Origin of the sequence: Alteromonas gracilis (assembly GCF_002993325.1) — a bacterium.
GTDB lineage: Bacteria > Pseudomonadota > Gammaproteobacteria > Enterobacterales > Alteromonadaceae > Alteromonas > Alteromonas gracilis.
This window is the reverse complement of the sequence record NZ_PVNO01000026.1, coordinates 1-24193: the sequence shown is the minus strand read 5'-3', so window position 1 is coordinate 24193 and position 24193 is coordinate 1. Positions and strand designations below refer to the sequence as shown.

The 24193-nt window shown below is 43.5% G+C and carries 20 protein-coding genes; 11 read left to right on the top strand and 9 right to left on the bottom strand.

Annotation, left to right across the window (positions count from 1 at the left end):
- Positions 1-133 precede the first annotated feature (133 nt).
- The gene (locus C6Y39_RS12005; RefSeq protein WP_105931743.1) at positions 134-808 is read left to right on the top strand and encodes a nitroreductase family protein; all 675 of its coding nucleotides are present in this window, start codon (positions 134-136) and stop codon (positions 806-808) included.
- 201 nt (positions 809-1009) lie between these two features.
- On the top strand, positions 1010-2182 hold the full coding sequence (locus C6Y39_RS12000) for a sugar efflux transporter (RefSeq protein WP_105931506.1): 1173 nt from the start codon (positions 1010-1012) through the stop codon (positions 2180-2182).
- A 45-nt stretch (positions 2183-2227) separates the two neighbouring features.
- Here C6Y39_RS12000 and C6Y39_RS11995 read toward each other — a convergent pair whose 3' ends face one another.
- From C6Y39_RS11995 to C6Y39_RS11985, 3 genes are all read right to left on the bottom strand, one after another.
- Positions 2228-3160 (bottom strand): helix-turn-helix domain-containing GNAT family N-acetyltransferase, encoded by a 933-nt coding sequence (locus tag C6Y39_RS11995; protein ID WP_105931505.1) that lies wholly within the window; start codon positions 3158-3160, stop codon positions 2228-2230.
- A gap of 96 nt (positions 3161-3256) precedes the next feature.
- Positions 3257-4078, bottom strand: coding sequence for an endonuclease VIII (gene nei, locus C6Y39_RS11990; RefSeq protein WP_105931504.1), 822 nt, complete (start codon positions 4076-4078; stop codon positions 3257-3259).
- Between the two features lie 210 nt (positions 4079-4288).
- Complete coding sequence (locus C6Y39_RS11985; RefSeq protein ID WP_105931503.1) at positions 4289-5410, bottom strand: zinc-binding dehydrogenase; 1122 nt, start codon at positions 5408-5410, stop codon at positions 4289-4291.
- Between the two features lie 304 nt (positions 5411-5714).
- On the opposite strand from C6Y39_RS11985, the gene C6Y39_RS11980 reads away from it, so the two are divergent.
- From C6Y39_RS11980 to C6Y39_RS11970, 3 genes are all read left to right on the top strand, one after another.
- Complete coding sequence (locus C6Y39_RS11980) at positions 5715-6308, top strand: hypothetical protein (RefSeq protein ID WP_420808481.1); 594 nt, start codon at positions 5715-5717, stop codon at positions 6306-6308.
- A 161-nt stretch (positions 6309-6469) separates the two neighbouring features.
- The gene (locus C6Y39_RS11975) at positions 6470-7195 is read left to right on the top strand and encodes a transposase (RefSeq protein ID WP_105931501.1); all 726 of its coding nucleotides are present in this window, start codon (positions 6470-6472) and stop codon (positions 7193-7195) included.
- Complete coding sequence (locus tag C6Y39_RS11970) at positions 7195-9186, top strand: RecQ family ATP-dependent DNA helicase (protein WP_105931500.1); 1992 nt, start codon at positions 7195-7197, stop codon at positions 9184-9186. The genes C6Y39_RS11975 and C6Y39_RS11970 overlap by 1 nt, the downstream gene beginning before the upstream one ends.
- A gap of 95 nt (positions 9187-9281) precedes the next feature.
- Here the strand turns inward: C6Y39_RS11970 and C6Y39_RS11965 are convergent, their stop codons facing one another.
- Positions 9282-9722 carry an SRPBCC family protein gene (locus C6Y39_RS11965; protein ID WP_105931499.1) on the bottom strand — a complete coding sequence of 147 codons (441 nt, stop codon included), beginning with the start codon at positions 9720-9722 and terminating at the stop codon, positions 9282-9284.
- Positions 9723-9899: 177 nt separating this feature from the next.
- Here C6Y39_RS11965 and C6Y39_RS11960 point away from each other — a divergent pair, with 177 nt between their 5' ends.
- From C6Y39_RS11960 to C6Y39_RS11950, 3 genes are read left to right on the top strand one after another with little or no spacing between them, the layout of a single operon-like run.
- On the top strand, positions 9900-10745 hold the full coding sequence (locus tag C6Y39_RS11960) for an SAM-dependent methyltransferase (RefSeq protein WP_105931498.1): 846 nt from the start codon (positions 9900-9902) through the stop codon (positions 10743-10745).
- A gap of 13 nt (positions 10746-10758) precedes the next feature.
- Positions 10759-10962: a hypothetical protein gene (locus tag C6Y39_RS11955; RefSeq protein ID WP_105931497.1), complete on the top strand. Its 204-nt coding sequence runs from the start codon at positions 10759-10761 to the stop codon at positions 10960-10962.
- 16 nt (positions 10963-10978) lie between these two features.
- Positions 10979-14197, top strand: a complete 3219-nt coding sequence (locus C6Y39_RS11950; RefSeq protein WP_240618879.1) for a tetratricopeptide repeat-containing hybrid sensor histidine kinase/response regulator — start codon at positions 10979-10981, stop codon at positions 14195-14197.
- 131 nt (positions 14198-14328) lie between these two features.
- On the opposite strand, the gene C6Y39_RS11945 is transcribed toward C6Y39_RS11950, so the two are convergent.
- The 3 genes from C6Y39_RS11945 to C6Y39_RS11935 all read right to left on the bottom strand — a co-directional run bounded on the left by C6Y39_RS11945 (position 14329) and on the right by C6Y39_RS11935 (position 18947).
- Positions 14329-14781: a DUF3010 family protein gene (locus tag C6Y39_RS11945; protein ID WP_105931496.1), complete on the bottom strand. Its 453-nt coding sequence runs from the start codon at positions 14779-14781 to the stop codon at positions 14329-14331.
- Between the two features lie 120 nt (positions 14782-14901).
- On the bottom strand, positions 14902-17556 hold the full coding sequence (locus C6Y39_RS11940) for an ATP-binding protein (RefSeq protein WP_105931495.1): 2655 nt from the start codon (positions 17554-17556) through the stop codon (positions 14902-14904).
- Positions 17557-17750: 194 nt separating this feature from the next.
- Positions 17751-18947 (bottom strand): PQQ-dependent sugar dehydrogenase, encoded by a 1197-nt coding sequence (locus C6Y39_RS11935; protein WP_105931494.1) that lies wholly within the window; start codon positions 18945-18947, stop codon positions 17751-17753.
- A 569-nt stretch (positions 18948-19516) separates the two neighbouring features.
- Here C6Y39_RS11935 and C6Y39_RS11925 point away from each other — a divergent pair.
- Together C6Y39_RS11925 and C6Y39_RS18765 are read left to right on the top strand one after the other, a co-directional pair.
- A complete protein-coding gene (locus tag C6Y39_RS11925; RefSeq protein WP_105931492.1) occupies positions 19517-20395 on the top strand; it encodes a hypothetical protein in 879 nt (292 codons plus the stop codon).
- Positions 20396-20530: 135 nt separating this feature from the next.
- The gene (locus C6Y39_RS18765) at positions 20531-20668 is read left to right on the top strand and encodes a hypothetical protein (RefSeq protein WP_167390654.1); all 138 of its coding nucleotides are present in this window, start codon (positions 20531-20533) and stop codon (positions 20666-20668) included.
- A 75-nt stretch (positions 20669-20743) separates the two neighbouring features.
- Here C6Y39_RS18765 and C6Y39_RS11920 read toward each other — a convergent pair whose 3' ends face one another.
- Positions 20744-21115 carry a VOC family protein gene (locus C6Y39_RS11920; protein ID WP_105931491.1) on the bottom strand — a complete coding sequence of 124 codons (372 nt, stop codon included), beginning with the start codon at positions 21113-21115 and terminating at the stop codon, positions 20744-20746.
- A gap of 239 nt (positions 21116-21354) precedes the next feature.
- On the opposite strand from C6Y39_RS11920, the gene C6Y39_RS11915 reads away from it, so the two are divergent.
- On the top strand, positions 21355-22872 hold the full coding sequence (locus C6Y39_RS11915) for a serine hydrolase domain-containing protein (RefSeq protein ID WP_105931490.1): 1518 nt from the start codon (positions 21355-21357) through the stop codon (positions 22870-22872).
- 97 nt (positions 22873-22969) lie between these two features.
- Here the strand turns inward: C6Y39_RS11915 and C6Y39_RS11910 are convergent, their stop codons facing one another.
- On the bottom strand, positions 22970-24130 hold the full coding sequence (locus C6Y39_RS11910) for an IS30 family transposase (protein ID WP_105929651.1): 1161 nt from the start codon (positions 24128-24130) through the stop codon (positions 22970-22972).
- Between the last annotated feature and the right edge of the window lie 63 nt (positions 24131-24193).

Sequence of the window (24193 nt, the reverse complement as noted above, 5' to 3'; positions counted from 1 at the left end):
CTTGCACTTTTAGTTAAGCGTTTAATCGAAGCGATTTACTTTTGCCTGAGTGAGTCGCTTTTTTGTAGCGTTTTATTTTGAAAACGATGGCCAAAAAGATAAAGTGAGGAAAACAACAAAAAAGAGAAAACCAATGCAACCTCACGACCACTCTCCTCTTACTGATTTTATTGAATACCCAGAAGACAGTATGCTTGCTCGAAGTGCAGATTTTTTAAAAAACATGCAGCGTCGCCATAGTATTCGACACTTCAGTGACAGACCGGTCGATAAAACCATCATTGAAAACTGCATACTCACTGCCGGTACGGCTCCTAGCGGCGCAAATCATCAACCCTGGCATTTTACCGCTATCCAGTCTACCCACGTAAAACAACAAATCCGCGAGCAAGCAGAGGCACACGAACAAGGGTTCTACAATGGACGCGCTGGTCAACAGTGGCTCGATGACCTCAAGCCTTTAGGCACAGATGCCAGTAAACCTTATCTTGAAACAGCACCCTGGCTTATTGCTGTATTCAGTCAAAAATTTGGTGAAACAAAAGCGGGTGAAAAAAGCCAAAACTATTATGTTCATGAGTCGGTAGGTATTGCGGTTGGCATGCTTATCACATCGTTACACAACGCTGGTCTGGCAACCTTAACCCATACTCCAAAACCTATGAACTTTTTAACCGAAATATGCCAACGCCCAGATAATGAGCGGGCTTACATGCTAATTATTGCAGGCTACCCTGCCCCCAATGCCACTATTCCAGCACATGCTCAACAAAAAAAGTCGCTTAGCGAAATTTCGAGCTTTCTCTAGATTTAAAGCGCGCCCTGGGGCTGTGTACTTTTTAAAGAAAAGTGTTAATGCAGCATAATTTTAAAAGATAGCTTATAAAAGCTTCGTCATAGACATGAGACACGCAGCACTTATAATGCGCCCTCGTTATTAAGGGCTGTGACCTTTTGTTTACGAGTTTGGGTCAACCACGTTTAATAGCCCTCGGGAGCTAATAGTCTCATGTCATCGCGATACGCATTCTCTCCACAACTTCCTTTTCTGTTGCTAAGCCTTTTAACTGGCTTAACCTCCTCGTTTGTTACGCCTCTTATGAGCTATTTTCTCATTGACGAGATCAACGTTGAGCCCATATACATAAGCATTTACATGGTTTCTGTTACGCTATCAGGGTTGGTGATCAGTCAATACCTGGGGCACCTGGCTGATAAAGGCTTTAACGCAAATCGTCTTTATGGGCTAACCATGCTTTGTGTAGGCATTGCGATGGTCGCCTTCATCTTTAGTAACCAGTTTTGGCACGTATTTCTTGCTGGCGTTTTATTTATGTCAGTGGGTGCCGGGGCAGTGTCTCAGATGTTGACCGTTTCAGGGTTATGGGCAAAGAAACAAGACATCGACTTAGCCGCCTTTAACTCAAAAGTTCGCGCTGCCATCTCTCTTGCTTGGGTGGTTGGCCCACCGCTAGCGTTTACTTTAGTCGCCAATTTTGGCTTTGCAGCATCTTTTTCGGTGGCTATCGCATGTGTGTTAGTTGCAACGCTTTTTGTGGTAAAGGTTGTACCGCCTCAAAAAGCTAATCAACAGTCGCTCAATACGACTTTAAAAGGCTCGCTATCGCTGCCTTTCTGGCTGGTTGGGCTGGCTATACTTGCTGGTATGGCTGGCAATGTTATGTATTTATCATCGATGCCCTTATACGTCATGAATGAACTGGGGTTGGCAGAAAATTTACCCGGGCTGATGATGGGTGTAGTGGCCGCACTTGAAATCCCGACTATGTTACTGGCGGCCAAGCTGGCTCGACGCTTTCCACCCGCAGGTATCATGGCCGTAGCATTCATTTTCGGCTGTTGCTTCTACATCGGCGTGTACTTTTCTCAGTCAAGTTGGGAGTTACTTACCCTTCAAATACTAAACGCCCTTTTCTACGGCTTATATGCAGGCATTGGGTTGACGTTACTGCAACAACAAGCGCCCGACTTAACCGGGTTCACTTCAGCCTTTTATTCAAACGCCACCCGCGTAGGTATGATGCTAGGCACAATAGGCGCGGGTACCGTGGCCCAATTTTTTAGCTTTAGAGATGCCACTATCGGGTCGTTATGCATTGCCATATTTGGTTTGAACGTGATGTTAGTGTTTATGTTTGTTAAGAAGCGCGCGCGTCGTTAAAACATTTTCGTGTGTGTACGTTCTTTGTGCTTTTGTACGCCCACACTATTTTAACTGAAGCTCCATCTGCACATCACATCTCGCGTAAGGCGATGACGCCCCCTTGATATGCTTAAACCCTATCTTTTCATACAAACTCAATGCGGGTTTAAGCACCGAGTTACTCTCTAAATAAAGCCGCTTTAATCCCATAATTTTCGCCCTTTCTACAATGCTTTTACCTAACAATAATCCTACTCCTTTCCCTTGTGCTCTTGGCGATACCGCCATTTTGGCAAGCTCAAATGTGTCGGCGGTTTGCTTTATAAGCGCGCAGCAGCCTATAGGTTTCCCCTTTTCTAACGCGATTAATATGACACCCGACTGATTCAAAATGTAGCCTTCAGGGTCGTCGAGCGCTTTAAAGTCGGGTTCCTCTAACTCCCAATATTTGCTTATCCACTCAACGTTGAGCGATTTAAATGCCTCGCGATACTTTGGCGCATAATCTACTACTTTAATTTCAGGAGAGTCTCCGTCGACTCTTGCACTAATAGGCCGATATCGAAGGTGCCTTTCAACTACGCTGACCGCTTCCCATAAATCGATACCCGTTTCTTCTTTTAGCTCACGCATAGCAGCATCTATAGCGTCGCACTGCTTTTCCATTTGGGGCACCATTGCTTTCGCTGTGTCGTTTAGCGCCACCAGCGTAACCCGTGAATCGTCACTGGATTTGTAGCTTTCAATTAAGCCCTTTGCTTTCATTTCTTTTACGATTTTACTCACCGACACATGAGAATGATTTATCTCTTTGGCGATATTCACCACAGAATCTGCACCTTTAGACGCCAGTACATAGAATACAGGGAACCACTTTGGCTCTATTGCAAACCCGAACTTCCCATAAGTATTTTCCGCGTCCTTCGACACCTGCGCCGCTAACTGACGTAAAGCTGTACCTAACGCAATATGCCCCAATTCGTTAAATGACTTCATTTAAAAAACTCCGTAACCAGTTACGGATATAATTCATCGAAATTTGAAACAAGTCAAATAGATTATTAACTGAACATCAAATACCGGAGATATAGTTCACTTGGCCTGGCACTGGCTGCACCAATAGAGGCGTCGCCCATTGTAGGACTGTCGCTTTATTGGCGTGGCGCAGACCCTACAAGGCTGTTCTTCTCTATCGAACACCATAAACCTCGTGCCTTCAAAGTTAACGCCTTTTGCTTCCAGTATTTCGCGTAGTTCGGTGTACACGGTATAGCCACCGGTTTCATAACTGCGTTTGCATATGGCCAAGGTGTGATGCGCTAAGCTGCGAAGCTGCTCATCATCTAACTGCGAGGGTTTAAGCGAAGGGTGAACGCCGGCTGCAAATAGTATTTCGCTACGGAGATAGTTGCCAAGCCCTGCCATAAAGCGCTGGTCTAGATACAAACCGCTTAGCGCGCGGTTATAAAAAGCTTTTGAACGTAGTCGTTCTAATACCAGCTCTTTTGTCACCGAACCGTTTAATACATCAGGCCCTACCCGCTGTAGAAACGGATGTTCGTGAATAGTTTGCGATGGCCAGATACTAATATCAGAGGCGCTATACAAGATAGCGCTGTGCGTCTTAGTATGAAGCCCTACTCTCAACTGACGCTTAGTATCGGGCAGTTCGTTACGTTTACAGGTATGCCACACGCCGTAAAGCTGGTTGTGTGAATACATAGAGAGCGCGTTACTGAAATGGGTGATTAACGCCTTGCCACGGGTTTCCATGCCCAACACTTTTTCACCTTCTAACTGCTTAGCGTAGGGTTTAAGCTGAGCTAAGCCAAACTCTACCTTTTCTAAAGGGGTATCTTTTATTACCGCTTCAACTTTGTCTGCAGCGCGACGAATCTCTGGACCTTCAGGCATGCTATCTTAACTACCTTTTATCTGGGTTACGGTTTACTTCACATCTTCTTGAGCGTATTTCCAGCTTAATATCAGCTGAATGATAATGAATACAAAAAGGGTCTGTCGCCCTTCAATGTACTTTAAACCGCAGTTTGTACATCAAAGATCAACAGACCCTTTTATTGATTACAATTAAGCTAGGATCGCCGTAGTTAAACGTCCCGCAGATTAGCCCTTGCTCGGCACAATAAGGTATTTTGTGCCGGTCTTTTTCGCATTATACAAAGCCACATTCTCTGGCTGAAGCGCTTCCTCAAGACTTAACTCTTTGCTGTAAGACGACGCAAACGTAGTGTTAATTTCCGTAGCCACTTTCTGGTAAAGCTCGCCTACACGCTTCTTATCAAGCTTGCCTAAGAAACGCATTAGCAACCAACCACCAATACTCCACGTCATGCCATAAGCGCGGTTTAAAATAGTTGGCGAGAAATCTAAGCCGCCGTAGATATACACCTGTTTGTTGCTGTCAGAACCATAGGTGTTGAACCCTTTTGCATCTTTACTGCCCGATGCTTCCATCATAGTAAGAATATCGCTCACTAGCTCACCACCGCCAATGGCGTCGAATGCTAGCGTTGCGCCTGTGCTATCAATGGCTTGATAGAGTTCGGCCTTGAAGTTCTCGCTACTTGAATCAAGTACAATTTTTGCGCCTATGCCTTTGAGAATATCAACCTGCTCTTGGCTACGTACAATATTTACTAATTCTACGCCCTGCTCTAGACAAATCTTGTTCAACATTTGCCCTAAATTAGAGGCTGCAGCGGTATGTACAAGCGCCTTGTGGCCTTCCATTCGCATGGTTTCAACCATGCCAAGTGCTGTAAGCGGATTTACAAATGAAGATGCAGCTTGCTGCGGTGTTGTACTATCCAGATGTGGCAGGCAAGCCTGTACTGGGACGCACGCAAATTCGGTATAGGCTGCGCCGGTAAGAATAGATACCGTCTTGCCCATTAATGCTTGTGCTTCTGGACTATCACCCGCCTTAACAACCGTACCTGCGCCTTCATTGCCGATAGGTAAGGTTTGATCCAGACGTGATTTGATGCGACTTAGCAACGGCTTGTGTACTGGTGCTACTAGTGCTTTTTTATCTTCGTCAAAGGTTGCCTTATCAAGGCTTGCAGGGCCGAACATGGGCCACATATCTGAAGGATTTATAGGAGAGGCTTCCATTTGAACTATTACTTCGTGTGACTTAGGTTCTGGAACATCCACTTCTTTTAGCGATACCTGTAACTCACCTTCTGAGGTGATTAGCGTAAATAGTTGTTTTGATTTATCCATAGTGTTATTTCGCCCTGAAAGTTAAACGCTGAATGTAACAATAAGCTACCACGCACCCACTATCAGTAATATTTATATTTCGAATACATAAGCGTTTCGACCATTTATACACCCTCAAAAAATGGGGTCAGAGTACATTTCTTTTTGGAGCCTCCGCGCATCGCCCCATCATCTGCATCAAGTAATTCTGCCACTTTTCCATCGCACAGTGCGACGTGAGGTTCATCAATAAAGTACTCTGACCCCATTAACTAGATAGGTTACACTGCTAAGCCTGTATCAGCTTGCGGTGACGAATTATTAAATGAAAAAGTTTTGTGGATACTTCTTTCTTGGACTTATTGGAATAAGCAACATGGCGCTTGGTGAAGATGCGCCTTTGGTCTCAATTCCTACTCATGATGCATTTTTTAATGCTATAAAAGCCCATTGTGGTAAAGCATTTCAGGGCGATGTTAGCAAAGACAATGTGGGTAATACGTTCGGTGATGCGAAGCTTGTTATGCACGTAAGAAAGTGCACAGACTCGGAAATTCAAATTCCTTTTCACGTGGGTGACGATGCATCCCGCACTTGGATTCTAACGAAAACCGGCGCAGGTCTTATGCTGAAGCACGATCATAGAAATGATGATGGCAGCTTTCATTCTTCAACCATGTATGGCGGCCACACTGTCGATGAAGGATATGCCCAAGTACAGTCATTTCCAGCAGATGCTTACTCAAAAGCGTTATTTATAGAATCTGGAATTGCAGCATCAACGGATAACGTCTGGCAAATGATGATCTACCCAAGTCGCTTTAGCTATCGCTTAGTTCGCCCTGCGCGTGAAATACAGGTAGATTTTGATCTCGAAAACCCTATAGCAACGCCAAGCGCCCCATGGGGATATGAATAATGGGGTCAGAGTACATTTTCTAAATTAAGACAGCCAGCTAAGCCATTTATCTCATCCTTTCAGCTTGCCCGTTAGACCAGTTTTGGCAGGTACAGGGTTGTAGCCTTTACTCAATTCACTCATTTTAGTAGAGAGTATATAGAAAGGGATTTGGTAAAAATATGGCAAGGAAACCTCGTTTGGCTCCCGCGGGCTATCCTCAACATGTTATCCAAAGAGGCAATAACCGTTCAATTTGCTTTAAGTGTGAAAACGACTATATCGCTTATGTCAGCTGGCTTAAAAAGTTCTCTGCAAAATTTGATGTAGGCATACACGCTTGGGTATTGATGACCAATCATGTTCATTTACTTTGCACACCTAAGCTTGATAACCTTGGCGTAAGCAAGATGATGCAAGCGCTTGGTCGCATGTATGTTAGGTACTTTAACCACAAATATGAACGCTCTGGGACATTGTGGGAAGGTAGGTTTCATTCCAGCCTGGTCTCTAACGACGAATATCTTCTGACGGTTTACAGATATATCGAGCTGAACCCTGTAAGAGCAAACATGGTCGAGAAGCCGGTTGAATATAAATGGTCAAGCTACAGAATGAATGCGATAGGCATACCTTCGTCACTGCAAAGCCCTCATCCTGTGTACCTAAATTTAGGAACTTCGGAAAACCAACGTCTTGCGGCTTATCGCGCATTATTCGATGATGAACTGCCTCAAACTGACATTGATAAAATTCAAAGCGGCACTAGAAGAGGACTAGTGCTGGGAAGCGATGCATTTAAACAGCAAATTGAAAGCCTAACTGGACACCGTTTAAAGCACGAAGCGTTGGGTAGACCACCGCAAACCAGTCAACAGTTAACCACTCACCGTTCGGAAATAGCTTAATGTACTCTGACCCCATTATTTTACAGCAGTTGTTTGGTTTTTCGGCATTTCGCGAGGGCCAGAAGGAAGCGGTGGATTTACTGCTCAGTGGTCATTCAACTCTAGCAATATTTCCTACTGGTTCGGGTAAATCACTTTGCTATCAGTACGTTGCTACACAATTGCCGCATTTAACCTTGGTGGTGTCGCCATTATTGGCGCTGATGAAAGATCAGCTGGAGTTTCTTCATAGCAAAGGCATTGCAGCAGCCAGTATCGACTCCACGCTAACACCTGAGCAAAACAAGCAGGTGATGAACGATGTCCGCTCTGGTCAATGCAAAGTTTTGATGGTGTCTGTGGAGCGTTTTAAGAACGAACGTTTTAGACAGTTCATTGAGTCTGTTAGGGTGAGTATGTTGGTTATCGATGAGGCCCACTGCATCTCGGAATGGGGTCATAATTTTCGCCCTGATTATCTAAAGCTTCCAGCTTATCAGAAAGAGCTAAACATTCCTCTGGTTTTACTGCTAACTGCGACTGCTACTAAAAAAGTAAAAATGGATATGGCTGCACGTTTTGATATTTCTCCAGCTAGCATTATCCAAACGGGGTTCTATCGTCAGAACCTTAATCTAGAGGTTCGCCCTGTTCTTGAACCCAATAAAAAACAAGCTTTGCTAGAAGAAGTTAAGAAACAGCAAGGTGCGGGCATAGTCTACGTCACACTGCAAAACAGCGCCGGGGAAGTAGCTCAGTTTCTGCAGCAGCAAGGGTTTACTGCAAAGGCTTACCACGCTGGGCTCGACAGTGAGGTCAGGCAACGCATTCAGCAAGATTTCATGAACAACAAACTTCAAGTTGTGGTGGCGACTATTGCCTTCGGCATGGGTATTGATAAATCGGATATTCGCTTTGTTATTCACTACGACCTACCAAAATCTATAGAAAACTATAGTCAGGAAATTGGCAGAGGCGGGCGAGATGGTGAGGTAGCAAACTGCACAGTATTAGCGAACCTCGACGGGTTAGTCACCATTGAAAACTTTGTTTATGGGGATACGCCCGATAAAAGCGCAATTGAGCGCGTAATTACCGACATTAAATCACAAGCTCCGGTTCACCTAGATACTGCTCAAGAAGTTCAACCTCCAGCTAACAGCGACAACAATGTTTACCAGTGGGAAACCCAAATTAACAGCTTATCGAGCACAAGCAATATTCGTCAGCTTCCCCTTAAAACCCTTTTAGTGCAGCTTGAACTCGCAAATGTTATTCGACCGTTGTACGCCTACTTTGCAGAATACAAGTTCCGGTTTATTTCTGACAAAGCCATCATACTCGGTTTATTTTCAGAAGAACGTTCGCGCTTTTTAGATGCGGTATTCACGCACTCCAACATGAAAAAGGTATGGGGCGTTGTAGATTTTGACAGTATTTATCAGCATTACGGTGCAGAGCGTTCTAGAGTAGTTGCGGCATTGGAGTATTTGCATGAACATAATCACATCGAGCTTGCATCACGCTTAATTACCGATGTTTACCGCGTTAACAACAAACAACTATGTTCGGAAAACTTAGCAGATAAGTTAGCGCAGTATTTTACTGAAAATGAATACAAGGAAATAGAGCGTATAGCGGCGCTGGTAGGCTTCTTCGAACTCAACACCTGTTTAAGCTATAGCCTATCGGCGTATTTTGACGATACCAAAGCGCCTTTAAAATGTGGCCACTGCAGTGTGTGCCAAGGTAAGGTGGCTAAGCTTAGTTACTCAACCCCTATTTCCAAGCCAGATATGACACAAGTGGCTGAAGCTATCTCGGCACTACAATCTCATTTAGAAGGAAAGTTTGAAGGCCCTATTAGCCAATCCATCTATTGCCGTTTTCTTACTGGCATGACGATGCCTTTGTTTACGCGCTTTAAAGTAAAGCAAGTGAAAGGCTTCGGGAGTTGTGAAAACTGCCGCTATGCGGATGTAAAAGCAGCCGTATCTTCTATAATAGAGTAAAAAGGGCAAAGCAATTATCGCTAAGGTAGGCGCGATGAATATCCTAAATCCCACTCTCGGCTCTGCCTCTTTCACTGCTTTAAACGTGCGTACTTTTAGGCCATATTATCAATGTGTTTTAGGATACTACCAAAGGCGCGGCTTCCCACCTTTTGAATTTGTTTGTCGAAATATAAGGTGCCAAGAATAAAAATAGAAATGTGCCCTTTCGAGCGCCACGTTACGTATGTTTTACCCTCTCGGTCTTCCAAGAGAATTTCTCCAAACTCATGTTCGTAGGGAAGCGGGCTGGATTTCACAACCTTGTAACCCAGTTTGAAAGGCGGTTCAAAACAGACTATCTCTTCATGGAGATTTGAGTCGCCAGAAATAATCTCACGAATAGCCCCTACTCCATTTTTATTCTCGTTTCCTTCTCTTAATACGTTCGACGCATCAATGGCCTTAAACTGTGAATAGTTCCCGTGGTCGCTTAATATTTCAAACACGGTTTCAATGGGTTTATCGATGGTTCTTTCCACACTAATTGAAAACACTTTAAGCCTACACCTTTAACGTTGATTTATGAGTTTCATCGATAGTACATCAGGTTTAAAGAATAATTTACTTAAGAAATGATTAGCCGTGTAGATAGTCTTTTTACAGCATAGTAAATAGGCAAGAACTAATTTATAGTGAGGTAGAATATTGATTGAACAAACAGTAAAGGAAAGATGGCGCCACTTCAGGGAAAAGAAAACTCCAAACAAGGCTCGCTAGTTATTGTCGGCACAGGTATCAGTGTTGCCGGTCAAATGACGCTAGCAGCTAAAAGCTTCATAGAAAATGCTGACATTGTATTTATGGGTATCATGAATAAGGTTGGCGAGCATGTTGTATCCAGTTTGAATCCGAATAGCTTTTCCTTAGATGACCTTTATGAAGAAGGTAAATCTCGCGCGGTCACCTACTCTCAAATGACTGAGCGTATCGTAGAAGCAGTAGTAAGTGGTCAAAATGTTTGCGCTGCTTTTTACGGGCACCCCGGTGTTTTTGTTACCCCGTCCCACGAAGCTATCCAAAGGGTAAAAGCACTCGGCCTTGAAGCTCACATGCTACCTGGGGTATCTGCAGAGGATTGCTTAATAGCAGATTTAGGCATAGACCCATCGCGATATGGCTGCCAGTCTTATGAAGCTTCGCAGTTTTTATTTCGCGATTACCGCATAGACCCTTACATGACACAGATAATCTGGCAAATAGGCTTGGCTGGCGAGGCCACATTAAGCGTGCTAAATGCCAACCATAGTCAGTCAGGGCTCACTATGTTAGCCGACATTTTGTCGGAGCATTATCCTGACGATCATGAACTTATTATTTACGAAGCGGCAACACTGCCTATTTGTGAACCGAAAATACAAAAAGTATTGCTTTGCGAACTTAAACACGCGAAACCCACACTTATTTCAACCCTTGTTGTTCCCTCCCTTGGCATGCCAGCATATCGTCAAGATCGCCTTGCAAAGCTCGGTTTAACAGAACAACAAGTTATTAACTATAGAAACCCAAGTATAAATTAAAAAGGACAATTAAATGGCTAAATCTATTGAAGATTTCTTGGTTGAACTCGACACAAACAGTAAGCTTTTGGAAGCCTATAAAAAAGACCCAGTGGCAACCGCTAAGAAATATGGTTTACCTGACGATGAAGTGCAAATCATTGCAGATAAAAAGTGGGATGAACTCTCTAAGCGATTCGACGACACCAGTAAAACAATCCGCGTCATCAATTATTAGTCAGTAAGCACTAGCAATGAAGCACTTGTTCAGCGTTTTGGTATGTATGATTGCAATGGCAATGGCAATGGTACGGCCCAGCTATGCCGTGGATAACGCTTTAACTAGTGCTTCAAATTCTCAAGAACTGTTAAAAGGGCTTAAAGCGCGCGTACAAGAAAATGACCCGTCTGTTGAAGAAACGTTTTCTCAATTAAACCAGTTTTTCATGGACAATCCCGATGAAACAGGCAAAGCGCGCTTTCAAAATATCAAGGCTTACTACTTCATTCTGAAACAAGATTACGTCTTGGCATATGAAGCACTCTTATTAGCCAGAAAGCGCGCTAACGCAATCGATAACGCTTCTGCCCTTGCTGAATCTTACCGATTAGAGGGTTTAATTTTAGATCTGTCTGGAGAGCATGCTAACGCGTTAGAAGCTATGCACCGTGCTCTCGATATCTTTAACAAAGAAGAAAGCGATCGTGTTTTACTTGTCTATAGCTCAATGGGCAACGTTTACATGTCGCTCAAAAATTATGAATTGATGTTAACGTTTGGGCATCAATACCTCGCGTCAGCCCAACGATTTAATAGTAAGCAAGATGAAGGCATCGCCTACTTTTACCAAGGTTATGCGCAAAGAGCATTGGGCAAATATCAAGATGCTAAAGTGAGCTTATTGCTTGCTGAAAGCCTTCTCAAAGAAGTCGGTTATCCGTTTATTGGTATTGTTTATGGCGCGATGTCCGAACTACATATAGCAGAAGGCAATCTCAACGAAGCGCTTAAAAGACTGAATCAAGCGTCAGAGGCAGACCGGCAAGTAGGGTTCCGCTACAGCGAAGGTTCACACCTTATCCACTTAGCAATGATTTATACACAGCGCGGTGAATTAGACCTTGCTATTAACGAGCTTGAAGCGGGGCTTAACAAGGACATCATTAAAAATGACAAGGTGCTGCTGCTTGATGTATTAGAGCAATTAATTACGCTTCATGAAGAAAAAGGAAATTTAGCAGCAGCGTTGCAATATGCAAAGCAATATAAGGAAGCTTACAAAGAAAGCTTTAACGAACAGCAATCAAGGTTATTAGCACTTAACCGAGTTCGTCTTGCTATCTCTGAAAAAGAAGAGACGATAAAGCTGCTAGAAAAAGATAACCTGCTAAAAGAGCAGCGCAATCTTATCCAAAAAAAGAAAAATACATACCAACTGTATTTTATCGGCGTAGTTATTCTTTCTCTTATTCTAGTGCTCGGCCTTTGGCTTAGAACGCGCCACCAGCGTAAGAAATTAGATTCCCTCACCCAAGACTTACAGAAGGCAACTCAAGCTAAATCTGATTTTCTGGCGCGCATGAGTCATGAAATTCGTACGCCTTTGAACGCTATCATCGGGTTAACTAAACTATCTCAACGTGCAGCAGAAGATAAAGAACAACAAACCAACCTTATTCAAATAGAAGGGGCATCGCACACCCTGCTTAGCGTTATTAACGACATACTCGACTTTTCGAAGATAGAAGCAGGCAAATTGGACATTGAGTCTACGCCGTTTAACTTAGATTCACTGGTTAACCAAACTATCCGTCTGCATCAAGCTCGCGCGGAAGAAAAGCATATAGAGCTCATTCAGCATATTTCTCGAGACGTACCTTTAAACCTGATAGGTGATCCGCTTCGCATACAACAAATCTTGAGCAACTTGGTTAGCAATGCAATTAAGTTTACTGAAGATGGGCTGGTGTCAGTAAGCATTCGGGCCACGCAAAACGGTGATCACATTCAACTTGAGTTTGAAATAAAAGATACCGGCATCGGTCTAACCACTAAGCAAAAGGCGCAATTGTTCCAGCCATTTAATCAGGGTGATGAATCGATTTCCAGACGCTACGGCGGCACTGGCTTAGGGTTGGCTATTTGTAAACAACTGGCCTCGTTAATGGGCGGTAAAATTTGGGTTGAAAGCCAAATTGGTAAAGGCGCAAGCTTTCACTTCACCGTAGTTGTAAACGCCGATCCTTCAAATCAAATTGTTTCTCCTTCAAATCAGCTTGCCGCGTTGAAGGTACTTATTGCTGACGACATAAGTGCTTCACGGGATGCAATATCCGAAGCACTTTCGATTTGCAATATCAAAGCAGACATTGCTGCTGGCGGAAAAGAAGCGGTGGCAAAAATTAGAGCGTCCACCAACGAAAATGCTCCATACGATATACTTATTCTAGATTGGAATATGCCAGATATTGATGGCTTAGAGGTGGCCGCCATCATGAATCAAGAAGCTTCGGTCAAGCCGCCTAAAGTGATCATGCTTTATGCATTTGAGTCGCCCAATATGCGTCAACAAGCCAAACAGCTTGGTATTAGCAACTTCATTAAAAAGCCGTTTAGCACAAGTGAACTTGTCGATAAGCTGCAAGAGCTTTGCTTAAATGTTAACACTAAATCTTTACCAGCAGATGCAGCGCCTGTACCCAATTTACGGGGCACGAAAATACTTTTTGCTGAAGACAACGCGCTCAATCAAAAAGTGGCGCTTGGGTTATTAGCAGACACCCATGCAACAATTGAGGTGGTAAATAATGGCTTAGAGGCATTTAATACGCTTCGTAATGACAGTTCGTTCGACGTGGTATTAATGGATATCCAAATGCCAATAATGGACGGGTTAACGGCAACTCAACGAATTAGACAGGAACTGCAACTTCGCTTACCTATTATTGCGATGACGGCCCACGCCATGCAGCAAGATATCGATAAAAGTTTAGAAGCCGGCATGGACGGCCATATTAATAAACCCGTGGATCCAAATCGCTTCTTTGATGTGCTTGTCGAAATACTCAACAAGCAACAGACATCGGCAACCACCGAGATTATTGACGAGACTTTATCCGAGCCCACCCCACTGGATTACATAGATAAGCATCAAGCAATGCAAACGCTCCTTAACGATGAAGCGCTATATCAAAGTTTATTAGAAGATTTTGCTGCCTTGAACGGTGAGCTAGATGTGCTTCGTAGGGCGATAGATGAAAAAGACTACATGACCATTGTAAGGGTAGTACATATTTACGTTACCGCCCTCAAGTACATTGGTGCTTACGCTCTAGCGGACTTAGCAAGCTCTGTAGAGCGCACGATAAATCAAAACGAAAGCCAAACAACCCAGGCATTTGATGAACAGCTAGAAACGCTATTTACGGCCCTGGTCGAGATGAATGCAAGAGTTGAGGAAGTGATAAGCTAGTTATTACGAAACGAAGGTTACCGTTAGAAAACCATACTGCAGCGGTAATAAAAGGGACAATGCTTTTTTCTTATGAAAGCCTGCGTAGATTGCGCAGGCCTATCTATTTGTAAAGCGCAGGATATCAGGCTTTATTTTTCATCTTCGTCATGCGAGGCGTATTCATTTTTCATCAGCCATGCATAAGCGGTGATAAAAGCCGTTTCTTGGAACTGCTTTAATCCCGTTTCTGAAAATGGCACAGCTAATGGATTTTTTCGTAGGGCCTCTTTTATATCCGTAGGACTGAAAACAATTACCTCTAGCCCGTCAATCAATTCAATCGCGGCTTCGAGTTTAAAGCCAATAGCGCTTCCCGCGAATTTACCTTTGGTTTGGCGCTGACGAATTATTACAGCATCAATTTTGTAATCTTCAACAAGCTTAGCAAAGGTGCTTTGAAAGCTTTTTAAGCCCTTGGCGCTAGTATCGGCAAGGGTTAGACGGCGCGTACGGCAGTCTGGCAAATGAAACAAACCATCAGCAAGCGACGCCAAACTAATAATTGCTTCATTACCTTTTAAATCTATACCACAGACTTTCATATTTATTCCTAATTACGTTTGCCTGCTATTATAACCCGTTTCGCGGCTGTTATTCACTTGCGAGTATTTTTCTTTACTCACCGCCAATCTTTAGTTCCCGCACTGGCGGGACCAACAAAGCTAACTTAGCACAGACTTAATAGTGTCCTTCGACAAGGGCTTTACAAAATGTTCGTCGAACCCTGCGGATCTAGAATCCTCTACGTATTTTTCAGACCCCCACCCGCTTTGAGAATAAAACTTAACATTCTCAGCCTCTGGTAGCGCTTTCAGCATTTTGACCAGCTCATAACCGTCTATGTCCGGCATGCCTATATCAAGAAATACAAAGTTTGGTTTAAAGGCTTTAAATGCATCAATCGCTTCTTTCGGAGACGTAATTCCTAAAGCGCTAACCCCCATCGATTCAGCCAACAAACAATAGGCGTCGATCAGGTCCGCATTGTCATCTACAAACATCACTTTACTTTTGCTGTGCACAACAGACTCTATTTCTGTACTTTCCGACAGCTCATAGGCAGTTTTAGAGATCGGCAACCTCACTTCAAAGGTACTTCCTTTATCGATGCCTTCACTCATCACAGACACCTCTCCATGATGCAAAGCCACTAGCTTGCTGACTAGCGTTAGCCCTATACCCAAGCCTCCCTTGGTATGCGTAGAGTGCGCTTCAATTTGAGTAAACATGTTGAACACATCTTTCAGCCTGTCTTCCGGAATGCCCATGCCGTTATCTTTAACAGAAACGACAATCGTGACCCCTTCTTTTCTGATATCTACAGCTATCTTTCCTGACTCTTTCGTGTATTTAGCTGCGTTGTGAATAATGTTGGAGAAAATCTGGCTTAATCGCGCTTTATCTCCATAAACAGTTACATCCTCTTCAAGACAATTTACCGTTATGTCGTGATTCTTTGATTTTACCTGCTGTTCAACAATTTCAAGAGAGTCTGACAGCACGTCTTGAATACTTAACCGTTCAAACTCAAGCTTAACCTTGCCTCGCGTAATACGAGATACATCCATTAAATCATTGATAAGTTTGGACATATATTCAGCTTGACGGTTAATAATAGCGGTCACTCTTTTACGCGTTTTGTCATCATCAACGGTTTCTAAAATGCTTGCCCCAGACATGATTGGTCCTAATGGATTTCGCAGTTCATGGGCTAACGTAGCAAGAAATTCATTCCTGTAGTTGTCTTGCTTTTCAAGCTCTTGAATACTGATGTGCATGCGTTCTTGTACATCAAGCGCATACACAAGAAACATTCTATTTAGGCGGTTAGCGGTATCAATATCAGTCCTATCAAAAGCGGTTGAGCGCCCTTCAATAGTGCGGGTATGGATAGTAAACGCAGAGCGAGGTTTAAGACGCTCAGCTTTTGGCGCATCTTCAGATTTCTCATCATCAGCACCTATCCATTTTTGAACTCTATGGGTTTCTTTTCTAAACCATGCGGTAAAATACTGCTTTTTTTCAAACAGCGGGATGATCATAATACCCGCTATGCCGTGCTCTCGCGCATCAGGGTAATCGTCATAGAGCGAATCGTTTGTGTAAGGAAAACCGCCTTCGCTAACCGCTTTAGAAAAGATGTCTTTAATCAGCTCTATGGGTAAGGTAGACCCAAGAGTGATGGTCTCGTACTGCGAATAATAAACAAACCCCGAGCTATTGAGCGCATTTAAAAACGCCCTTTCGCCGCTCTTAACCACGCGACTAATTGGGTTCGCAGGGCCTATTTTGTCGAGCATAGCGTCAACGGCTTTGTCGGTAACATCCTTTTTGCGTTTCGCAATCTCCTCTTCTTTAGCCAACAAATGCCAGCTAAACAATTGGCTCAAGTTTTCACATTGCAGCCTTACGTTTTGAGGAATATAACAAGCCTCGCGATGATGACAGGATATAAGGCCATAAAGCTCTCCATCCGTTACCAACGATATGGAGAACGATGCTCGTAAACCTTGATTCCTGATATATTGAAGGTGTATGGGCGAAAACGTTCGTAACAGTGAACGCGAGAGGTCTAAACGCTCTCTCCCCGATTCCTCTGCAGAAGGAACTAATCTGGCAGGGGGCAGTTCTGTATCAGGGACGAGCCTTACCCAATTGGTTTTATAAAGCTCTCGAGCTTGCTTAGGAATATCTGAAGCAGGAAAATATAAATCTTGATAAGACTTCATATCTTCTGCTTTGGCTTCCGCTATGACCTTGCCTGAATAGTCTTCATTAAATTTATAAAGAACCACTCTATCCATATTAGTGAGATATCTAATGGTCGAAACCATTTCTCGCGCCATCTCGCCTAGCGACGTCATTTCTTTGAAGCGCGGCGCGATAGACATTGAATAGAGCTTTATAAATTGCTCTGCGCTATAAACGTCTCTAAATTCTGTAGCGGGCTCTAGCTCAACCACATAGTGATCACCAGAATCGTAAACTACCGCTAGATAGTCTATTTCCTCGCCTGCTTTTAAGAGCGCCCCCTTAAGATGAAGTTGAATGGGCAGTCTTATCTTACTTGCCGATACTCTGTCGAAGGTCTCTTCAAGGAACGTGCGCTCATCAGAATCGGAGGATAAAATATCTAAAAAGTTTTCCCCTATGATCTCGTCTGCGAATATCGAATTGCAATTCTCGCTTACAATTTCAATTTTCAAATCCTTGTAGCTGAATGCGATAAGAAAACCGTAACTTTGGACACTTTCGGGGATATGTATAGGCTCATCTTCACAGCGTTCAAAGTTAAAGTTTTGGGGGAATTGACTCATAGGGTTCCTAAGGTTTGTATTAGCTAAGCCTTTCTTGGCTTAGAATGGCAACGTATCATATTGATATTCAGATTTATAATGCTCTCTCTATGAACTCGCTGAATTTAATGTTTGTAAAATTGCAAAGTGGAAACGCCACAAAACACTGTGTTTAACGGAAATATCAACCTTCAACGCTGCGTGTTTTATGGCGTTCACCATAATTCAGGCAGCTGAAGCTTAATTAAGCGCGCGCCTTCCTTATCTTCAAGCACATAGATATTACCCATGCTGTCTTGCTCGACTTCGCGTACGCGCTTGCCCCATTCGTAACGCTCTGCTTCTTCCACTTTCCACTTGCCTTCATCATCTTTGCCAAAAGCAACGCGAACTAATGCTTTTGAAGACAGTCCACCGATAAAACCATTCCCGTTCCAGTCACTAAACTTATCGCCTTTATAGATGATAAAACCAGCCGGGCTGATAGCGGGCACCCAAGCTAACTCGGGCGATTTAAAAATAGGAATGTCTTCGTGATTAGGAATTTTTACGCCCGAGTAATGGTCACCCTGCGACACCGTTGGGTAACCATAATTGCGACCTCGTTCTATTAAGTTGAGCTCATCACCATGGCGAGGCCCCATTTCGTGAGCCCATAAATTACCTTGCTCATCGAAGTCTATGCCCAGCGGGTTGCGGTGACCAAGTGTCCAAATCTGTTCGGTTACGCTACCTTGACCATAAAACGGGTTATCTTTTGGCACGCTACCATCGTCGTTTAAGCGCAGTACCTTACCTAAGTTCATCGCCATGTTTTGTGCCGGCGTGAATTTCTGGCGCTCGCCAGAGGTAATAAACAAATGGCCGTCAGGCGAAAATGCCATGCGATGAGAGTAATGACCATTGCCGGTCATCTTCGGCGATTGACGCCAAATTAGCTTTCTATCAGACAGCTTCGCACCGCTGTCAGAAATAGTAAGCGTGGCGCGCTCTATTACCGCGCCGCTGAAGGCATCGTCTTTCTCATCTCGCTCAATGTAAGAAATATAAATAGTGTTGTTTGACGCAAAGTCAGGGTGAATGATGACATCACCTAGCCCGCCCTGCCCGCGTGCAGTAACGTTTGGCACATTACTAACTTCAAAACGCTTTTGCTGGTTTTCATCAAGCAGCCATAATGTGCCGGCTTTTTCCGTTACCAAGCTATGCCCATCTGGCAAAAAAGCCATGGCCCATGGATTGTCGAAGGTCGACTGCACACTCCCCATTACCGAAGTGCCTACAGTGCCTTTCATCTCAACTTGTTCAGATGAGTCTGACTGGGCAGACGTAAAAAATGAGGTAGTAAATAACGTAACCAATAGTACGGCCTTTCGGTTCATGCTAGCTTTGTGCTTATTTGTTGTTTTCATCGACGTTCTAACCTTTTCGAGAGTTTGCGTACTGCTGGTTACACGGTGAAGCGTTTGTTACACATCAACGGGTGGCGCAAAGAGTTTCAGTTAGCATTGGTTACGTAGATTTAATTAAACAGGTTTATATTGTTGCTTTTGATTTGTTATTCGTTACGTTATTGGCACCGTGTATTTATTCGCACGCCCCTAAACTTTCTTTAATGAAGCTATGCTTTACTTCAACACCACCTATGTTATTTTCGATTCAGTTTTAGCAACAAAGATAAGGAGGTGATCATATGTCGAAAGTTAAGGTATTTGAACAGGCAGCTATGAGTGAGGGTCGTTCTAGCTAACCCCTTTAACGTAATTGCTCTAGAAGGCTGTCTTTCAGCCCAGCTCGGAAAGCCGCATCACGTTGCTGAATGCGGCTTTTTTCTGCCTTTAAAAAGGTATACAACAAAAGACTATATTTTCAGTTCGGTTCATTCCAAAATGTGTATATCTCTTCGACATTCACATAATTTAAAAATACGAATTGCTCGCCACAAGTGAGTTACAGTAAGGTTTTGCCAAGGATTAAGACGTTGGTCAGGGTTGGACTATTTATATCTTTAATAACATTTGCTAGTGCAAATGCAACCGGCATCGGTGATCAAAAAAACGCATTCGCTTTCCACGCTGACAATGCGTTTCTAACTGAACGAGTAAATCTGGACGACCAGCCTTTTTCAACCTCGGTCGATACAGTACAAATGCTCGTTGATGAGCTAGGGTATGAAGAACCTGTTCTTCATGTCCCCCTTGTCCGTTCCTTCGCCTATATGCAACATGGCGAAAACATTTGCGTACTCAATAAAATAAAAGCCCCTGAACGCGAAAAAAATCACCTATATTCATTACCACTCAACTTTTTTCAAACACAACGTTTTTATCAACTAGCGTCACTGCCACCGATAGATAAATACCTGTTAAACAAGGAAGGTCAGCTATTGAGTGTATCTCAGGTAATGGAAGCCTACCCCGACGCTTTTATTGTGCTGCCAGAAGAGTTCTCATTCGGTGAAAAGATTGACGAAGATCTAAAGCTAGTTAGTCGAGAGCAAATACATCGTGTCGCAAATGATGTTTACTACTCTCGGTTTATGGACATGTTTGCAAAGGGAAAATCTGATTTTGCGCTAATTTTTCCTGCCAGTATTTACCTAAGCTATGGAGAGCAGATGCCAGTTGCAGTCCGCAGTTATTCCATTGCGGGTAACCCAAGCCATGTATCAGGCCACGTTATCTGCCCTGATACACCACAAGGAGCGAAGCATATAGCGCGGATAAACACCGCAATAAAACGCATTTATTTAAAAGCTGAATTTATTGATGCACATATCCGATATTTACCTGCGCAGGACAGGCAAAATTTGCAGGCTTTTATTAAGCAAACAGTTCAACAGCTATTGCTGGGCGAGTGATTAGGCGACCCCGCCCCTTATTAACAAACCACAAACAAATATTAAAAAATATTGTCTTAAAATCAGCCGTATACCTCTAAAAACCGTTGTCTAACAAGCTGTATAATCTAGCGACAAATTAACGAGGTATCAGACATGAGCAAACACAAAAAAGACGTGAGTAAAGAAACAGCGAAAGTGGTAGCTACAATGATGGTGCCTTTGGTGGCACTAGGCCTTGTTTGTTTATCAGTAGGTGCTTATTTGATGAATAATGTCTTTACTGGAATTTAGTACATTTACGTTCCTAGTAAGAAATAAGCAGTATCCGTGGCCCAGCCCTAAGAAACGAATACTGCTTCACTCGTTTTACCCGAAGAAGTTAAAGCAAATTTTGTTGCCGTCTAAGTCGCGCACATAAGCGCCATAGAACAACTTCGGTACGCGCTGCCCTGGTTTGCCATCGCAGGTAGCGCCTAGTGATATTGCTTTTTCGTACATGACGTCAACTTTTTCTTTGCTGCCAGGTGCAATTGCAAACATATTGCCATTACCCGGGCGCGGGTCTTGCTCATCGTATGGAATACACACTGCTACCATTGGCTCTTTCATATTTTTGCCGATGTACTTTATTCTATCCATGTTTACCAAACGCTTAGCGCCAAAATCTTCTAACAACTTCTCGTAAAACTGTGCAGACGCCTCAATGTCCTTCGTACCTAGAGTGATGTAATTAATCATTGCGAACCCTTTGTTGATTGCTTTTTATTGTTTGTAAAATGATTACGAAGTACAGGGGAAAAAGTTCGTGCTACGAAGCCTATACGCTGCGGCGTTTATGTGTAACAGCCTAGTCTTTGCTAATAAAAGCAGGATCTATTTAGTAGGTTCTACCTCACAGTAGATTAATTGACAGCGTAGCCATAGCAACGTAGCCTGAAGTTAACTTGGAAAAGAAATTGGGTAATGGAATACTTCTAATGAAACCAACTAAGGTTCTGCTCACTTTAACAATCTCTATTTGCCTTGTTTCACTTTTAGGCTGCACGGAATCTAAAACCCTACCTGCCTCTCCTTCTGCTGCCCAAGAATCTCAAGAAGCCAACCTTTTAAAAACTGGGCTTACTGAACGCATTCGAATTGAAGGGCAAGAGGTTGATTACCAATCTTTAGAGCAAAGACAAGCGCATTATGATGTACCTGGTGTATCTGTCGCGTTTATGAGAAATGGGCAACTAGCATGGACCATGCAAAGCGGTGTTAAAGACGTAACGACCGAATTGGATGTTGATGAAAACACGGTGTTCCAAGCAGGCAGTATTTCTAAACCCGCATTTGCGGCAGTATTGATGAAATATCGCGAAGATAACCCGATAGATTTAGATGCAGGTGTTAATACCTTACTCACCAGCTGGCAGTTGCCTGAACATAAATGGACAGAGCAAGACGTTGTTTCTTTACGCAGATTGTTAAGCCACACGGCGGGTACCACAGTACATGGTTTTCCTGGTTACGCAGCGGGCGAACCTGTGCCTACGTTGCAGCAAGTGCTAGAAGGTGCATTTCCAGCCAATACCGACGCTGTTGTTGTTGATATTAAACCAGGCACGCAAATGCGTTATTCAGGTGGCGGTACTACGCTTGCTCAACTTACCTTGCAAGACGTAGCTAACGAATCCCTGCCAACTATGTCGCAACGGCTTTTGTTTAAGTCTTTAGGCATGACCCGCTCTGGCTTCGAACAACCCATATCGAAAAACCTATCAAACAACATGGCTACGCCGTACGACGGCGACGGTGCGCCAATTAAAGGTGGCGCCCATACCTACGCCACATTAGCAGCGGCAGGCATGTGGAGCACGCCATCAGACATGTTGAAAATGGCAAGCAGCGTTCGCAGTGCCTATTTAGGGCAAGAAACAGGCTGGATATCGCAAGCTACCGCACAAGAAATGTTAACCAACAATACGCCAAGTATTGAGCCGCCTAATGTAGGAATAGGCTTTTTCATCAATATGGATGATAACGGTGAAATTTTAGGCTTTGGGCACGGCGGCGCAGATGCTGGGTTTATGTCGCAGCTATACATTGAACTAGATACCGGCAACGGCTACGCTATTATGACGAACGGTAATAATGGTATGCAGTTAATTAGTGAGCTAGAAATACGCTTAAAAGAAGCGTTGGACGTTGGCTACTCGAAAGCTGAAATTAAAAAGTTAGTACCCATAAACCAAAAGGAGCTAAGTAAACACATTGGAACTTACGTGGTAACTACCCCTGTTAACGTTGATGTGGTGCTTGAAAAAACAGCCAGTGGTTTTGTGCTTAACGCCTTACCTTACGTTGAAAATGAAGAATATTTTCATGAGGGTGACGGTCGATTCTTTGCTAAGAATGGCAGTAGTGTTCGTTTTGAGGGTGATGCTGAAAGCGAAGGCGGATCGGTTAAGACGCTTGTGATGGATGGGAATATTCGGGGTGTTAGGAAAGAATAGATTCTAGGGTGTGAACTGATACATGCCCCTAATCCTTTTTGTGCCAGTTACCACCCTTAGTATATTCTAAGCTAGACGGCTGCTATGTACCTTGAGTTCAATCAATGGGCGCAACACATTGGTTAAATCTCTGTGCTGGTGTTTCATAGTCTAACGTTTTTCTTGGTCTTTCGTTAAGTTGTCTCGCTACACTGCTAAGTTTTTGTTGGCTGTGTACTGATAAGTCGGTACTTTTTGGAAAATACTGTCGTAGTAATCGATTGGTGTTTTCATTGGTACCACGTTGCCACGGTGAGTAAGGATCGCAAAGATAGACTTTTATATCCGTGGCTAGTGTGAATTGTTTGTGGTCTTTAATTTCTCTCCCCCTGTCCCAAGTTAGAGATTTATATAGTTCCTTAGGTAGCTTTTGAGCGTGCTTGATAAGTGCAGCAATCACGGTCGACGTTCTACTATCATCCACTTTCGCCAGCATTACGAATCGAGAGTGCCTCTCTACTAGTGTCGCTATGTAACTGTTGTTGGAGCCACATATTAGGTCGCCTTCCCAGTGACCAGGGATCGCTCTATCTTCAACTGATGCAGGTCGTTCACTTATAGAAACAGCATCAGGGATTTTGCCTAGACCTAACCTTTTCAGTGAAGATTGACGAGATTTGCGAACCGCTCTTTTTGACCGCAAAAACTTTTGTAGCTCTTTCTTTAGAGCGCCTCGCGTCTGAATGAAGAGTGTTTTATAGATGGTTTCGTGAGACACGTACATTTCCTGATTATCGGGGTATTGTCGCTTTAACCAACCCGCAATTTGTTGTGGCGACCATGCCCTTTTAAGCTTAACAGCTATTAGTTTACATAACTCTGGGGATCCAATTAACTTACATGGCTTAGGTCTCAATGCTTCATCCCATGCTCGTTGTTCAGCTTTCACGGCGCGGTAGTGCTTCAACCCACCATTTCTTTTTACTTCACGGCTAATTGTAGATGGCGCTCTGGACAAACGTCTGGCAATTTCTCGAATGGATTGTTTACCGACTAAGCATCGTGATATTTCTTCTCTTTCATCAAGCGAGAGAGACTGTGGATGTCTTTTTCGTTCTGGTGGCCGAAATCCACCAGTTTGATAAATAGTTGGCATAATAGAAGAGTGAAAGCGATCAAACATTCTAGCTATATCATGCAGCGAATCACCTCGCTTATATCTGTCCCAAATAAGCGCTTTCTGTTCTGGTGAGTAATAGATACGTTTTCTTTGTTTCATGGCAACATTCCTCCTTTAATAAGGATAGCGTTGCACTCACCAATTGAACTCAAGACGTAAAGC

What these genes read in the sequence shown, in the direction of transcription:
- C6Y39_RS11910 (WP_105929651.1), bottom strand. Translation starts at nt 24,130, where the DNA reads ATGAAACAAAGAAAACGTATCTATTACTCACCAGAACAGAAAGCGCTT.
- C6Y39_RS11940 (WP_105931495.1), bottom strand. Translation starts at nt 17,556, where the DNA reads ATGAGTCAATTCCCCCAAAACTTTAACTTTGAACGCTGTGAAGATGAG.
- C6Y39_RS11955 (WP_105931497.1), top strand. Translation starts at nt 10,759, where the DNA reads ATGGCTAAATCTATTGAAGATTTCTTGGTTGAACTCGACACAAACAGT.
- C6Y39_RS11915 (WP_105931490.1), top strand. Translation starts at nt 21,355, where the DNA reads ATGAAACCAACTAAGGTTCTGCTCACTTTAACAATCTCTATTTGCCTT.
- C6Y39_RS12000 (WP_105931506.1), top strand. Translation starts at nt 1,010, where the DNA reads ATGTCATCGCGATACGCATTCTCTCCACAACTTCCTTTTCTGTTGCTA.
- C6Y39_RS12005 (WP_105931743.1), top strand. Translation starts at nt 134, where the DNA reads ATGCAACCTCACGACCACTCTCCTCTTACTGATTTTATTGAATACCCA.
- nei (WP_105931504.1), bottom strand. Translation starts at nt 4,078, where the DNA reads ATGCCTGAAGGTCCAGAGATTCGTCGCGCTGCAGACAAAGTTGAAGCG.
- C6Y39_RS11980 (WP_420808481.1), top strand. Translation starts at nt 5,715, where the DNA reads ATGAAAAAGTTTTGTGGATACTTCTTTCTTGGACTTATTGGAATAAGC.
- C6Y39_RS11920 (WP_105931491.1), bottom strand. Translation starts at nt 21,115, where the DNA reads ATGATTAATTACATCACTCTAGGTACGAAGGACATTGAGGCGTCTGCA.
- C6Y39_RS11945 (WP_105931496.1), bottom strand. Translation starts at nt 14,781, where the DNA reads ATGAAAGTCTGTGGTATAGATTTAAAAGGTAATGAAGCAATTATTAGT.
- C6Y39_RS11995 (WP_105931505.1), bottom strand. Translation starts at nt 3,160, where the DNA reads ATGAAGTCATTTAACGAATTGGGGCATATTGCGTTAGGTACAGCTTTA.
- C6Y39_RS11970 (WP_105931500.1), top strand. Translation starts at nt 7,195, where the DNA reads ATGTACTCTGACCCCATTATTTTACAGCAGTTGTTTGGTTTTTCGGCA.
- C6Y39_RS11950 (WP_240618879.1), top strand. Translation starts at nt 10,979, where the DNA reads ATGAAGCACTTGTTCAGCGTTTTGGTATGTATGATTGCAATGGCAATG.
- C6Y39_RS11960 (WP_105931498.1), top strand. Translation starts at nt 9,900, where the DNA reads ATGGCGCCACTTCAGGGAAAAGAAAACTCCAAACAAGGCTCGCTAGTT.
- C6Y39_RS11935 (WP_105931494.1), bottom strand. Translation starts at nt 18,947, where the DNA reads ATGAAAACAACAAATAAGCACAAAGCTAGCATGAACCGAAAGGCCGTA.
- C6Y39_RS11975 (WP_105931501.1), top strand. Translation starts at nt 6,470, where the DNA reads ATGGCAAGGAAACCTCGTTTGGCTCCCGCGGGCTATCCTCAACATGTT.
- C6Y39_RS11985 (WP_105931503.1), bottom strand. Translation starts at nt 5,410, where the DNA reads ATGGATAAATCAAAACAACTATTTACGCTAATCACCTCAGAAGGTGAG.
- C6Y39_RS18765 (WP_167390654.1), top strand. Translation starts at nt 20,531, where the DNA reads ATGAGCAAACACAAAAAAGACGTGAGTAAAGAAACAGCGAAAGTGGTA.